Source organism: Bacillus sp. JJ1562 (assembly GCF_036962705.1).
Classification (GTDB): domain Bacteria; phylum Bacillota; class Bacilli; order Bacillales; family Bacillaceae_L; genus Ferdinandcohnia.
Map to the genome: position 1 here is coordinate 55,142 of NZ_JBALOQ010000006.1, position 14,112 is coordinate 69,253.

Sequence of the window (14,112 nt, forward strand, 5' to 3'; positions counted from 1 at the left end):
GTTATTTTGTTGCTATTTCACAAAAACGTTGCCATAGACTAACACGAAACCCCTTTGTTACAATAAGATTCAATGTTATTTTTTGGAGGAAGAGAAATGGAGCAGAGGTATCAAGATCTGAAGTTAGGAGAACGTGGTGCGATTTTAAGTATTGCAGTTTATATTCTTTTATCAATTGTGAAATTAATCATAGGATATATAGCCGATTCAGAGGCTCTAAAAGCTGATGGATTAAATAACACAACTGATATAGTTGCTTCTGTTGCAGTATTGATTGGTTTAAAACTATCGCAAAAACCCGCTGATGACGATCACCCTTATGGCCATTGGAAAGCCGAAACAGTTTCTTCTTTAATTGCATCTTTAATCATGATGGTTGTTGGTATTCAAGTTTTATATAGTGCAGCATCATCTGTTTTTAGTGGTAATAATGAATCACCTGATATGATAGCAGCATGGACAGGGTTTATTTCCGCTTTTATTATGATATTGGTTTACCGATATAATAAAAATCTAGCTAAAAAAGTAAAAAGTCATGCAGTTATGGCTGCTGCTAAAGATAATCTCTCTGATGCATGGGTAAGTATTGGTACCGCAATCGGAATTTTAGGTTCCCAACTTGGTATACCTTGGCTCGATCCAGTGACTGCATTTGTTGTTGGATTATTAATCTGTAAAACGGGATGGGACATTTTCCGAGAATCTTCACATTATTTAACAGATGGCTTTGATATAGAGGATTTAGAAGAATATAAACAGACGATTATGAATGTAAACGGGGTATTAGAAGTAAAAGATATTAAAGGAAGAACATATGGAAATAGCAATGTCGTTGATGTTGTGATATCTGTTCCGAAGAATTTAGATATTACCCAAGCGCATGAAATATCTTCAAAAGTAGAGGTAACTTTAATGAACCAACATAACGTTCATGATGTTCATGTGCATGTTGAGCCAGTTGGAGATAACAAGTTAATTATGAATTGATTTAAAAAACAAAAAACGATTGGGTAGTCCGTAGACTACCCAATCGTTTTTTGTTTGAAATATGAAGTATAGTTAAACCCTAACACTAACTGCAATTAAGAAGTCTACTATCTAATTAAGAATTTTAATTTCCAAATTGGATCACCCGGTGACAAATTCTTTGAATCAGCTTTGCTTTCTGACTGACCTCGACTATTCCATTGTTTCTTTCTTCTTGATAAACGATATATATTTTGTTTTAGTTTGTGACTTATAACAAAAAGTCACAGTTTTTTCATATTAACATGGCTTACCCTTATTTAAATTAAAGATAAAAATGTTAGAATGAGTGTTGTAGATTGTTATTTTAAGAAAATAGTTTCACCATCTAACAAAGAGGTGTAGAAGATGCTACCGATTGAAAGGCAAAGCCAAATTAGAAGGTTGATCCAAAAACACAAGACATTGAAAATTAGTGAGCTAAGTGAACAGTTTAATGTTTCAGAAATGACGATTTATCGAGATATTAAGCCTTTAGTTGAAGAAGGTCTCATCTCTAAAACCTTTGGTGGGATTTCACTTAATGAAACAGATAAACATGTGTTTCCAAGTCAAAGTCAATGTATTTACTGTCACAAACCAAACAATCCTAAAATGGAGTATCGAATAATCTTAACTGACAACAAGATTGAAACGACTTGCTGTGCTCACTGCGGACTCCTACGCCACCGCCAACTGGGGGAGGATGTTTTACAGGCAATATGTCATGATTTTTTTATGAATACAACGATAAGTGCTCCTTTAACTTGGTTTGTTTTGGACACCACCCTTAACGTCGCTTGTTGTCAACCACAAGTATTAACGTTTGAAAACCGGGAACATGCTGAAAAGTTTGTTAAAGGTTTTGGCGGAGAAATCTTTGGTTTGCAGGATGCTATGGAAGTGATTTATCAAAAAATGCAATGTCCTTCAGGGGGCTGTAGCAAACATCATTAAGGAAACCACTACGTAGATGCATTGAAAACTTAATAAACCGTGGATTGTATATGGAACAGATGGTGGTACGTACACAATCACCCAAATTGAAAATGACAATGGCTTACATGAGCATGAAGAGTATAGAGTTGAAGTAAGTAAACAATAAACATAATAGTAATAAGAGGTATTGGAGGAATTTATTATGAAACGTATAATTACAGCTTTAACAGCAATATTATTGGCACTGACTATTTCGAATAGCGTGTTCGCTCATTCACATTTGCAAGAATCGAATCCTGCAGATGGCGAGATCATAACGGAGCCCATTACTGAAATTGTACTTGAGTTTGATGGGAAAATTGAACAGGGTAGTTTCATTGAGGTAACAACTACTTCCGGGCAAGTTGTTGAAATTCAAGACATTATCATAGGTGAAGGAATATTAACAGGTACTGTTTCTGAGCCCCTTGCAAATGACGATTATCAAGTAAACTGGAATATTATGAGTGCAGATGGTCACCAATTAGATGGCGAATTCTCATTTACAGTAAATGCACCAGATGTAGAAACTGAAGAGGAAGTTGCAGAAGAACCTTCAGAAACTCCTGAAGCAGTTGAAGATACAACAGACGGAGAAAAACAGTCAACAGAAAGTCAAGATGAAGTTTCTTCCGATGAAGCGAAGGAAGAATCATCCTTTATGACAGTCATTCTAATTGTTCTTTTAATAGTTATCATAGCTGGTGGATTAACCCTACTTATTAAGAAAAGGAAATAATAAATGGATTTATTCATTATTATTAGTCAGACGCTTTTATATTTATCCTTTTCGGTTTTAGTAGGAGGTTTTATCCTTTTACTTGTTCCAAACGAATATCGTCCAGGTATCAAGTTTCCTAAGCGTTTATTGCTAATTTGTGCAATTACGATACCAGTTTACACGTTTGTTCCTGTGTTGGACATTATATTATTTCTTGCTCCACGTTTAGGTTTGCTTGAATCATTGAAAATTGTATTAACTACCTACACAATTGGCACTGCCTGGGACTTTACCCTTCTTGGTTCTCTACTATTAGTATTACTAATTGCTTTTACGAAAACTAATGAAAAGGCAAGTTTTGCTTACTTAGGTACACTACTGACATTGGGGTTAATTTTAACGGTTGCTTGGTCAAGTCATGCTGGTGCTCTAGATCAAAACATAGGAATTATTAGTGACTTTATTCATTTAGTTGCTGTGAGTATTTGGGTTGGAATTCTCTTAATAATTGGATGGTTCTCAACAAATCATAACAATTGGCTCAAATTTTTAAGCTGGTTTTCAGCGGTCGCCTTCGGGTGTCTAATTGCTACGATTCTTAGTGGTTTATTTATGATGGATGTTATTATGGATGAATATGTTGATTCATGGATGATTTCCTATGGACAAGGAATATTATTAAAACATTTATTCTTACTGCCACTTCTTTTTTACGCATTAGTGAATGGTTTTATTGTGAAATATAAACTATCAAAAGACGCTACGTTCAACCCGATCTCTTGGATACGTTTAGAAAGCTTTATTTTATTTACAATTTTCACGATTACAGCTATCTATTCACAACAACCACCACCCCACGGAAATTTTTTAACTAGTGATGCAATATCACCTTTATTTCGTCTATTTCATGATGATATCATTGATGTAGGCAATACTATCGGCTTTGCTCTAAACTTAAATACGATATGTTTCTTTTTCATATCCATTTTATTTTTTATATTAATGGTACTCTCGTACTTCAAGAAAGCATCCATAATTATATCATTCCTTTTTAGTTGCTTATTTGTAACAAGTATCTATTTAATGTTAATGGTGACAGTCGTGATAATCTAAAAAAAGAAGAGTGGCTCAATTTAATTGAGTCATTCTTTTTTTAAGGGGCAAAAATTAGCCTTTTACATTTTTATAACTTACTATTGAACACACTAAAAAAACTAAGCCGCACACTTTAATAGAATAAGCACTATGCTGATCCAGTTGGTGATGACAAGTTAATTATGACTTGATTAAATTAATTTGAAAAAGCAACGTCTTTATGCAGACGTTGCTTTTTCAAATTCCTATCATAAATAATGATTGTAAATGCCGTAAAACCAAAAAAGAAATTCTTATCAATTCTAGCTAATTGATATTTTAATCTTACAAGGAACTCCCTTCCACAAGGTTTAATTTCCGCAAATCCTGGAACCTTTTGTTTGAAAGAATGAAAAAGTGAAATGTACTCCCTAATGCGAAAGTCATTTGTACCCTCTATTTTACAGCTGTTAGCTTTTCATTATACGTTTCCTTTGTACCTCCAAATACGATGCTACGATCACAAATTGCATCCACATCATTTCGATCATGCGTAACAATGATGCAGGTCATATTAGCTTTTTTTAAAATGGATTGAAGGTCTTCACGAATTGATTCCCTTAGGTCTGCATCTAAATTACTGAAGGGCTCATCCATCAATAATAGGTTCGGCTTAGGTGCTAATGCTCTTGCCAGAGCCACACGTTGTTGCTGACCGCCACTTAATTCATGAGGAAATCTTGACTCGAATTCCTCCATTTTAACCAGTTCAAGCATTTCTTGAACACGTTGTTTCCGTTGCTTCCTAGGTAAACCTTCTAATCCAAATAAAACATTATTCCTCACATTCATATGCGGAAACAAGGCATAATCTTGAAATACCATTCCAACTTCCCGATCCTCAGGCTGGACAAATAGGCTTTCGTTGAAAACAGGCTTACCTGCGATTGTAATGCTTCCTTTCGTTGCCATCTCCAAGCCTGATATTAGTCTTAGTAAGGTACTTTTCCCACTTCCACTTTTCCCTAAAATCCCAACTATTTCTCCCTTTCCAATTGTAAGAGAAAAATTTTCAACAATAGGAGTAGCTTTCCGTGAAAATGAAAATGTAAGATTATTGATTTCGAGAATCTTCATTGTACCACCTTCTTCTTATCGATCATCTGAATAATGACAACAGACAATACACTAATGGCAATAATCATTAGAGAAGTAATTGATGCTTCGTAAATTAGCTCATCTTTTGCATATTGGTAGGTTTTTGTTGCTAATGTTTCGAAATTAAACGGTCTCAATAGTAGGACTAATGGTAATTCCTTAGTTATCTCAACAAATGTTAAAATAAATCCACTTGCAATTGCACCTTTCATTAAGGGCAAATCGATTTTGAAAAATGTTTTTGTAACATTTTTCCCAAGCATTCTTGAAGCTTCTGCATATTTCATGCCAACCTTTTCAAATCCAACCTCAATAGCGTTAAAGCCTGTAGCCATAAAGCGAATGGTGTATCCAACAATAAGCATAACGATTGAAAGACTCAAAATCAATGGAGCATTTCCATATCCCATATAAGAGTAAAATGGTGCAAGCCATTTATCAAGAGTAATGAATAATGCTAGGACTCCAATTGCGACAATGGCACCAGGTATTGAGTATCCTGACGTTATTAGTTTCGACAAAATATATGAAAAAGTTGAATGGGTACGACTGACATTCGCAACAATAACAGCTATAAGTAAAATAAGTGTCGTTGAAATTAGTGCAACATATACCGTTTGATACAAAAAGGTAACAAACGAATCACTCCAAACCTTGTGAAAGGTTAGTTTTGCCCATGATAGTAACTGAACAAAAGGGATTAAAAAGCCAAGCGCGAATACTATCGAGCAATAGCTGGACGCAGCAAATGCAGAAAATCCTTTTAGCTGTTTCGGAGAAAGTGGTCTTGTTTTATTACTTAAATTGTAACGTCTTCGTTTACGTAAAATGCGTTCCAAAATAAACAATCCTACAATAATTAACATTAACCAAGCAGCTAATCTCATCGCGGTATCTACATCATACATTCCAAACCATGTTTGAAAAATAGCGGTTGTAATCGTCTGAATCCCAAAATAGCTTGTGACACCATAGTCACTTAGTACCTCATAAATGACAAGTACAACTCCGCCAATTATTGCGGGTCTTGAAAGTGGTAATACTACCCTAAAAAATACAGCCATTGGCTTACTTCCTAATACTCTCGCATTTTCGATATACGCAGTACTTTGGTTTTCCAAAAACGCCTTTGTAATGATATAAACATATGGAAACAAAAATAACGAGAAGACAAAAATTGCACCTCGTAGTGAAGAAATGGATAATAACTCGGGGTTGATTTGGTAATCAAATGTATTCCTTATTGTAGATTGTATAACCCCTGTATAACCAAGCATGGTTCGATACGTATATGCTGCTATATATGGGGGTATCGCAAGCGGAAGAATTAACCCCCATTTAAAAAATTTCTTGAAAGGAAAGTCGTATGCCGCAATGAGCCAGGCCAAAGTCACACCCAAACATGCTGTTACAAGCCCAGTAAAGGTCATAAGGACAAAGGTATTAAATACATAATTTGTTAGTAAATATTGTTTGATATGCATCCAATTTTCATTCGGTTCCTGAAACAATGAAAAGAATACAAAAAGGATGGGGAGCAGTATAATGACTGCTCCAATCATACTTATTATCCACCATCCATTTAGTTCCTTTTGTAAAAAACGCTTGATAGTCCCAGTTTTCATATTACTTCCAACCAGTTTTATTGAATATTTCAATTGCTTCTTTATTGTGTTCATCTAAAGTATCAAAATTCAGCTCTTGCATTTTGAAATCGCCCCATGATTGAAGGATCTCTGGTTTTTCAGCATTCGGATTTACCGGAAACTCATAGTTATTTTCTGATAGGTATTCCTGTGCCTCAACACTCGTCATATACTCAATAAGCTTAATGGCATTTTCTTTGTTTTTACTATGCTTTGTTAACGCTATTCCACTAATGTTTACATGAGTACCGTTCGTTTCTTGGTTAGGGAAAAACACGCCAATTCCTTCTGCAACTTTCTTTTCTTCAGGGTCTTCAGAATTTGCCATTAACCCAACATAATATGTGTTCATAATGGCTACATCACCAGTTCCAGCTGCGATTGCTTTTGCTTGGTCACGGTCACCACCGTCTGGCTGACGAGCAAAGTTTTTCACAATTCCTGCTGCCCATTCCTCAGCATCAGTTTCACCGTTTAATTCAATGAATGAAGCAAGTAATGACTGGTTATAAAGACTAGTTGAAGATCTAGCTAATACTTTTCCATTCCATTTCTCACTTGTTAAGTCCTCATATGTAGAAAGTTCATCAGGCGAAACTCGATCCTTTGAATAGACAATAACACGCGCTCTTGTTGCCATTCCAACCCAGTTTTTGTCAACATCTCTTAGGTTTTCTGGAACATTCTCATTTACTGCGTCGGATTCAATCGGTTGAAGAATGCCATTTTTCTTTGCGTGGGCAAGAACACCGCCATCAACTGTAACAAATAAATCTGCTTGAGTGCTTTCTCCTTCACGTTTAATACGTTCAATGAGTTCTTCAGCTTCGGCTTTGATTACATTTACTTTTATTCCGGTTTTTTCAGTGAAATTTTTATACACTGTATCGTCTGTTTCATAATGTCTAGCCGTATATACATTCACTTCATGTGATTTTGCAACATCTTTTTTTGTACCATCTGTTCCTTCTTCTGCGTTATTTGTGCCACAACCTACTAAAGCAATTGTTAAGGCAGATGTAACAAGTACAGGTTTTAAAAGCTTTTTGAGTTTCATGTTATGTAACACCCTTTTCACATTATATTTATGATAATGAAAATCGTTATCAATTAGCATGATTTTATTTTACTTACTATCTTTAAATACGTCAACAAGAATATGAAAAAAATTCACAAAAATCGTTCATTTCCCTCTAATGCTGTTATTTTTCGTGATAAAAATGATTTATGATTCGTTTACTGAAGGTGGGAAAGTCGTTCTATAAATCCACTTGATAATAAAATGTTATTGCTTCTTTCTTTAGCAAAGAGTATTGATGCTTTAGAAGCAGGTGTTACCAATGCCCTTTCTAGAAAGCCTTCAAATTCGTTTAGCAAAGGTTATCCTAAACAAATAGCGGTATATTCATAATACTTATTTCATATGAATAGGGTAAATGATTGCGATTATTGGAGGGATTGGAATGAATAGAAATAAAGATTTGCATGCTGATACTGGCGTCACGTCAACAATGTTTGTAGAGCGATCTTTAAATGAAATTCGTTTTTGGTCTAGGATTATGAAAGAACATTCATTATTTCTCCGATTAGGTTTTAGAGCAGAGGACACTCAGCTAATCCAAGAAGCTAATCAATTTTATCGAATATTCGAACGCATCGAACAAATGGCACATTCCCTTTCCAATCAAACAGACCCTGAACAAATAAGAAGATTTAATTCAGAAGTACAACAATCCGCAACTGGTATATTTGCATTTAAACGAAAAGTATTAGGATTAATTCTCACTTGTAAATTACCAGGTGCAAACAATTTCCCTCTACTTGTTGATCATACAAGCAGAGAGGCAAATTATTTTAGAAAAAGATTGATTGAATTAAATGAAGGTAAACTAAAACCACTTCCTGAAGCTATTATTAAAGAAAATGTTTTCTTCTTAAGGATTATGGCTGACCATGCAAAATTTATTGGCCATTTGCTGGATCCATCTGAAAGGAAGTTAGTTGATATGGCCCGAAATTTTAGTAATGATTTTGATCAATTAATGTATCAAGCAGTAGACTTAGAATCAATGAAGCCACAATCTCAAACTGTTCCGCTTTTAGATCAATTTCTGGATCAAAATCGTGTGTCAGTCGCATCACTTCGGGACTTCAAGAAAACAGCGCGTGATCTAATAGAACAATGTAAAATAAAGAGTATTATTCATCCGTTATTAGCAGATCATGTTTTCCGTGAGGCTGATAGATTCCTAGAAATAATCGATATGTTTGATGCTCATCTTACAGGTATGCACCCTCAATCAAGGTAGTGTATCAAGCTCTTTTATGATTTTGATAATGATAATTATATTCCCCATTTTTTGAATGGGATTTGTAAATGCCAAAAAACCAAAAAAAGAAGTAATTCCATTTTAGAAATTACTTCTTTTTTTTATGAGCAGGATTTCTCCTTCCCTCAGGCATTCAGTTCAGTTAACAGATATTCTTCAAACGCTTCACTGTTCAATGGTTTGCTAAAATAAAAACCTTGTCCAAACATTAAACCATCTTTGTTTAGTTCATTAACGTGTTCCTGAAGTTCGATTCCTTCTGCAATTACATTTAATCCTAAAGTTGTTGCTAGTGTTAACACGGATTTTACAATAGCTCTGCTTTCTTCATTCACATGAATATCTTTAATGAATGAGGCATCAACCTTTAATGTATCAATCGGAAGATGCTTTAGATAACTTAGTGAACTATATCCCGTTCCGAAATCATCAATCGAAATTTGAATCCCCAACTGGCGGATTTCCTCAAGGATGGACGCAGCATCATTCACATCCATAAAAACACTTTCGGTCAATTCAATTTCTAGCCATTTTGGGTCTAAATCCGTTTCTTTTAGTATGTTCTTAACTGACTTGATAAAATTAGCGTCCTCAAGCTGTCGGATCGATACATTAACCGAAATGACCAATGATTGATAGCCACTTTCTTGCCATTTCTTCATTTGCCTACAGCTTTCCCGCATGATCCATTCCCCTAATGGCACAATTAATCCTGTTTCTTCAGCCAATGATATAAATTTACCCGGTGGAATGGTACCTAACTCAGGATGATTCCATCTCACTAGAGCCTCCATACCAATTAATTGTTTAGTAGAGAGATTTAGTTTAGGCTGGTACTCTAAATAAAATTGTTCTTCTTTAATAGCATTTCTCAATGCAGTTTCTAGCAACCTACGTTCTAGAGATTCATTTTTAATTTTACTATTAAAGATTAAATAATGATTCTTCCCTTTATTTTTGACGCTATAGAGGGCATCGTCTGCATTCTTAATCAGTTCCTTTGAATTATCACCATCGATAGGATATGTAGCAACCCCAATACTGCACGTCATGATATGCTCCTGATCGGAAATTGAGATTGGGGAGTTAAATTTTGTTACAATTCGATTCACATATTTTTTTAAATCCGCTTCACCTTTTATATCCTTTAGCAATACAATAAATTCATCACCGCCTATACGACCTACTAGATCGCTAGGGCGAATCGCGTCCTTTATTTTTCTTGCGGATTCAATTAATACTTGATCACCTTCATCGTGCCCCCACTGATCATTAATTGATTTAAAGTTATCTAGATCAATGATTAGTACTGACATTTTAGATGTTGAGACTCTATTCTTCCTGTCGAGAATTTCCCTGTTTAATTCATTCATAAAAGAACGTCGATTCGGCAGATTTGTTAATGTGTCATGATACGCAAGATGATATATTTTCTGTTCAAAAATCTTCCTGAATCGAATATCACGCATGACAACAAGAATTAAATCGTTTTTTGAAAATGATGATTTGTCTATTACACTAAAACTCGCCTCTATATCAATATAATCCCCTTTGTTATCACGGATACGAATTTCAATATGTCTAACTGTTTTTTTCCTCTTACAAAAAATCCTTATTTCCTTGCTAATCGTTGCCTGATCATCTGGATGGATCAGATCAAAAAAATTATGATGTCTAATAGAAGATAAATCATAATTTAATATTGCTTCAAAGGACGGCGAAGCATATTGAAAAGAGCCGTCAACTTCAATGAGACTAATTAAATCTGTCGTGTTTTCAGCTATTAATCTATATTTTTCATTTTGCTCGTCTTCTACTTGTTTTTGTTTTGCTATATCTGGGCTAATGGATTTGTCAAAATAATCTAGGGTACTATTCGTATTTTCCACTTTATTAAACTCCTTTAAAGTTTAAGATTACCTTCTTTAACACAATGTTGAAAATAGTGAACCTTTTTGAATGATTTTATAGTAGCATCAAATATATTTTGCGTCAATTTTAAGATTCTTGAATTCAAGATATTTTAGACTTCGAATAAAAGAGAAACAAAAAAATGAGCACACTGGCTCATTATCAATTGGAACGCTAAGTCATCCACCAATTCTTAGTTTCCCATTCAATCTTTTTAATGTCCCCAGAATACTCATAGCGGCTAAATAACTCGTCTTTGGATTTTCCGGAAGTGGATTATTCGTAATAGTAAATGTTGCTTCTCCAAACTCTCCTGTAATGTCCACTTGATGTACGTTCTTTTCAATATGCGGATCAGCTACAAGGCACACGCTCGTCTTCTCTATCCCTATACCAGCCAGTGATAAGACAATGGAGACATTCATGTTTTTCGGGAATTGCCTTATTGCATCAATCGCTCTCCCCTCAAATACAACTTTCGCTTCATCGATGGCTTCTTTAATTAGCGCCCTAGCAGGTTTCCGTGTTGTCAACGAAACGCTTGTAACCGTGCCAAGAGCATGTGCATTTTGCAATAAGTCCAAACCGCCTATTGCACCAGACGGTAAGTGAACGGCATACTTATATTCATTAACAAGATTACTAATTTCCGTCAGCAGTGCTTCATCTGCAAATGCACCAACACTGATTAATACTGCATCCTTTTTCTTTATAACCGATGGTAACAAGGTTTTCACTACATTTATGTTCGCTGCCTCTACAACAATATCAATTTCTGAATCAAGAAATGCTTTGAGGTCAGTAAATAATTTCACACCAAAGTTTGATTCCAACAACCGATATTTTTCCTTATTCCGTACCAAAATACTTTTAATCCGTAAATTTTCATGTTGATTTTGATTGATTTCTTTCAATAAAAAATTAGCAACCGCTCCCGCACCGATTAAACCAATATTCATTGTTGGCCTCCATATTTTAAGTGATTTGTTTTCTAACTCCATCCTTTAACCATTTCGCTGTCAATGTCTCTGCATGTAACATTTCTTCTGGCGTACCTTCTAATATAATTTCTCCGCCTTGTTTTCCTCCACCTGGACCCAACTCTATTACCCAGTCGCTTGCCGCTATAAAGTTTAGATTGTGTTCGATTATGATGACAGAATTACCTCTATTTACGAGATTTTGAAATACGTCTAAGAGTTTTTCATTATCTTCTGTGTGCAGTCCTAATGATGGCTCGTCTAATAAGTAGATTTGTCCTTCTTTTTGCAAGTGGCTTGCGAGTTTTAGACGTTGGATTTCTCCTCCGCTTAGAGAACTATTCGTCTGCCCTAAGGTTAGATATCCTAATCCTACTTCTTTTAGTTTATGTACTCTTTTTATGACCTTTGGTATTTTAAAATAATTTATAGCCTCATCTATTGTTAAATCTAAAATCTCTACTATATTTTTATCCTGATATCGATAGACAAGCGCTTCGTCTGAGTATCTCGTACCGCCACAAGTTTCACAAGGGATTGTCACCGGATCTGCAAATGCCACGTCTGGCGTTAGGACTCCTTTTCCTTTGCAGATAGGACATGCTCCTATGGAGTTAAAGCTGAACAAACCCGCTGGTTGACCTGTTTCTTTTGAAAATGTTGTACGAATATCATCCATTATTCCCATATATGTAGCTAGGTTCGAACGGTTGGATATCCCTATACTTCCTTGTCCTACCATTATCGTTTCAGGATACTTGTTCGCGAATGCTTCCAACATTAAGGAGCTTTTACCTGAACCTGATACTCCACAGATAGAGACTAAGACATTCTTAGGAATATTTACGCTTATATTTTTCAAATTATTGTTACTAGCTCTGTTTATTGTAAAATAACTTTTTATATTCCTCGGATGTTTATTTAATTTTAACTTATGGTTTAGAGCTGTTGCGGTAGGAGAGTTTTTCAGACCTTCTACTTTTCCTTGATAGACAACCTCTCCTCCCTTTACACCTGCTCCTGTTCCCATTTCTATGATTTCATCCGCTACTTTTATTACTGATAGATTGTGTTCGATTACGATGACCGTATTATGTTGGTCTTTTAGCCTTTTTAGCATTTGTATTAACATATCCACTTCTTCTGGATGGAGTCCAGCACTTGGTTCGTCGAATATGTATGTGATGTTGTTTAGACTGCTCCCTAAATGACGAGCAATTTTTACCCTCTGAGCTTCGCCACTGGACAGGGTACCCATTTTTCTTGATAAACTCAAATACCCTAATCCCATATCGACTAGCTGCTTTACATGTGGGATTGCTTGTTGTGCTATCGATTCACCCATCGGGTCTTTTATTTTCTTTAGTTCTTCTAGTAATTCTGGAAGCTCTAACTGATCATATTCTGCGATATTTAGGCCATTTATTCTACATTCTAATACCTTTGGGTTTAGGCCTGAGCCTTTACAAATTGTGCAGAATGAATTTGTTGATACGGCTAAGACGTCATCCTGGGATACTTCTTTAAGCTTTGAGATATCTCTATTAATATAAAGGCGATTAAATCGAGGCAGTAGCCCATCCCATTCATGATCTTGAGGTCCGTTTTTTGTGTGAAACGGCGCATAGACTCTTTCTCCTTCTCGTGGACCATATAATAGCAGGTGGAGCTTTTCTTCTGAGTAGTCTTTTATCGGTTTATCTGGATCGAATAACCCACCGGTCATCATCCATCTGCCTTGCCAACCTGAAGGTGATAATGGCTTGAATTTTACAGCATAATCTCGAAGTGACTTATCGAAATCGATGATTTTATTTAGGTCTGGTGCAATTACCTCTCCATACCCACTACATTCTGGACATCTACCAAAGGAGCTTTGACTCGAAAAATCGGTGGCAGAACCAATTGATGGACTTCCTATTCTCGAGAACAAAAGTCTAATTAATGGATTTATATCCATATAGGTACCTACTGTTGAGTGAGAATTCCCTCCAACTTGTCGTTGTTCCACTACTACAACTGGGCTTAAGTTTTGCATAAGATCAGCATGGGGTCTTTCGTACCTTGGCATTTGATTTCTGACATAGAGAGGATAGTTCAAAGTCATTTGTCTTCTACTTTCTGTTGCCAATGTATCGAATACGACCGAGCTCTTACCTGAGCCTGAAAGCCCTGTAAATACGATAATTTTTTGTTTTGGTATGTTTAAATCTACATTTTTCAAATTATGTTCTTTAAGCCCTCTTAAAATGATTTCATCTTTTATTTCTGACATTTTGCTATCCTTTCTGATTTTATTTTTAGATTCA

Annotated in this window: 11 protein-coding genes; 5 read left to right on the forward strand and 6 right to left on the reverse strand. The window is 35.4% G+C overall.

The genetic code is table 11. From position 1 onward, the window contains the following. Nucleotides 1–96: 96 nt before the first annotated feature. The 4 genes from V7097_RS04575 (at nucleotide 97) to V7097_RS04590 (ending at nucleotide 3,817) form a co-directional block, all read left to right on the forward strand. On the forward strand, nucleotides 97–987 hold the full coding sequence (locus tag V7097_RS04575) for a cation diffusion facilitator family transporter (protein ID WP_335702412.1): 891 nt from the start codon (nucleotides 97–99) through the stop codon (nucleotides 985–987). 387 nt (nucleotides 988–1,374) lie between these two features. After that, the gene (locus V7097_RS04580) at nucleotides 1,375–1,962 is read left to right on the forward strand and encodes a DeoR family transcriptional regulator (RefSeq protein ID WP_335702413.1); all 588 of its coding nucleotides are present in this window, start codon (nucleotides 1,375–1,377) and stop codon (nucleotides 1,960–1,962) included. Between the two features lie 184 nt (nucleotides 1,963–2,146). After that, nucleotides 2,147–2,722, forward strand: coding sequence for a copper resistance CopC family protein (locus V7097_RS04585; RefSeq protein WP_335702414.1), 576 nt, complete (start codon nucleotides 2,147–2,149; stop codon nucleotides 2,720–2,722). 3 nt (nucleotides 2,723–2,725) lie between these two features. Beyond that, nucleotides 2,726–3,817, forward strand: coding sequence for a copper resistance D family protein (locus V7097_RS04590; RefSeq protein WP_335702415.1), 1,092 nt, complete (start codon nucleotides 2,726–2,728; stop codon nucleotides 3,815–3,817). Nucleotides 3,818–4,234: 417 nt separating this feature from the next. On the opposite strand, the gene V7097_RS04595 is transcribed toward V7097_RS04590, so the two are convergent. The 3 genes from V7097_RS04595 to V7097_RS04605 are packed head-to-tail and all read right to left on the reverse strand — an operon-like array spanning nucleotide 4,235 to nucleotide 7,639. Further along, on the reverse strand, nucleotides 4,235–4,915 hold the full coding sequence (locus V7097_RS04595; protein WP_335702416.1) for an ABC transporter ATP-binding protein: 681 nt from the start codon (nucleotides 4,913–4,915) through the stop codon (nucleotides 4,235–4,237). Then, the gene (locus V7097_RS04600) at nucleotides 4,912–6,561 is read right to left on the reverse strand and encodes an ABC transporter permease (RefSeq protein WP_335702417.1); all 1,650 of its coding nucleotides are present in this window, start codon (nucleotides 6,559–6,561) and stop codon (nucleotides 4,912–4,914) included. The genes V7097_RS04595 and V7097_RS04600 overlap by 4 nt, the downstream gene beginning before the upstream one ends. Before the next feature lies 1 nt (nucleotide 6,562). Beyond that, on the reverse strand, nucleotides 6,563–7,639 hold the full coding sequence (locus V7097_RS04605) for a Fe(3+) ABC transporter substrate-binding protein (protein ID WP_335702418.1): 1,077 nt from the start codon (nucleotides 7,637–7,639) through the stop codon (nucleotides 6,563–6,565). Nucleotides 7,640–8,045: 406 nt separating this feature from the next. Here V7097_RS04605 and V7097_RS04610 point away from each other — a divergent pair, with 406 nt between their 5' ends. Further along, nucleotides 8,046–8,891, forward strand: coding sequence for a DUF2935 domain-containing protein (locus tag V7097_RS04610; RefSeq protein ID WP_335702419.1), 846 nt, complete (start codon nucleotides 8,046–8,048; stop codon nucleotides 8,889–8,891). A gap of 146 nt (nucleotides 8,892–9,037) precedes the next feature. Here V7097_RS04610 and V7097_RS04615 read toward each other — a convergent pair whose 3' ends face one another. The 3 genes from V7097_RS04615 to V7097_RS04625 all read right to left on the reverse strand — a co-directional run bounded on the left by V7097_RS04615 (nucleotide 9,038) and on the right by V7097_RS04625 (nucleotide 14,078). Beyond that, a complete protein-coding gene (locus tag V7097_RS04615; protein ID WP_335702420.1) occupies nucleotides 9,038–10,801 on the reverse strand; it encodes a putative bifunctional diguanylate cyclase/phosphodiesterase in 1,764 nt (587 codons plus the stop codon). 201 nt (nucleotides 10,802–11,002) lie between these two features. Continuing rightward, nucleotides 11,003–11,782 (reverse strand): aspartate dehydrogenase, encoded by a 780-nt coding sequence (gene nadX / locus V7097_RS04620; RefSeq protein WP_335702421.1) that lies wholly within the window; start codon nucleotides 11,780–11,782, stop codon nucleotides 11,003–11,005. A 16-nt stretch (nucleotides 11,783–11,798) separates the two neighbouring features. Next, nucleotides 11,799–14,078, reverse strand: coding sequence for an ATP-binding cassette domain-containing protein (locus V7097_RS04625; protein WP_335702422.1), 2,280 nt, complete (start codon nucleotides 14,076–14,078; stop codon nucleotides 11,799–11,801). Between the last annotated feature and the right edge of the window lie 34 nt (nucleotides 14,079–14,112).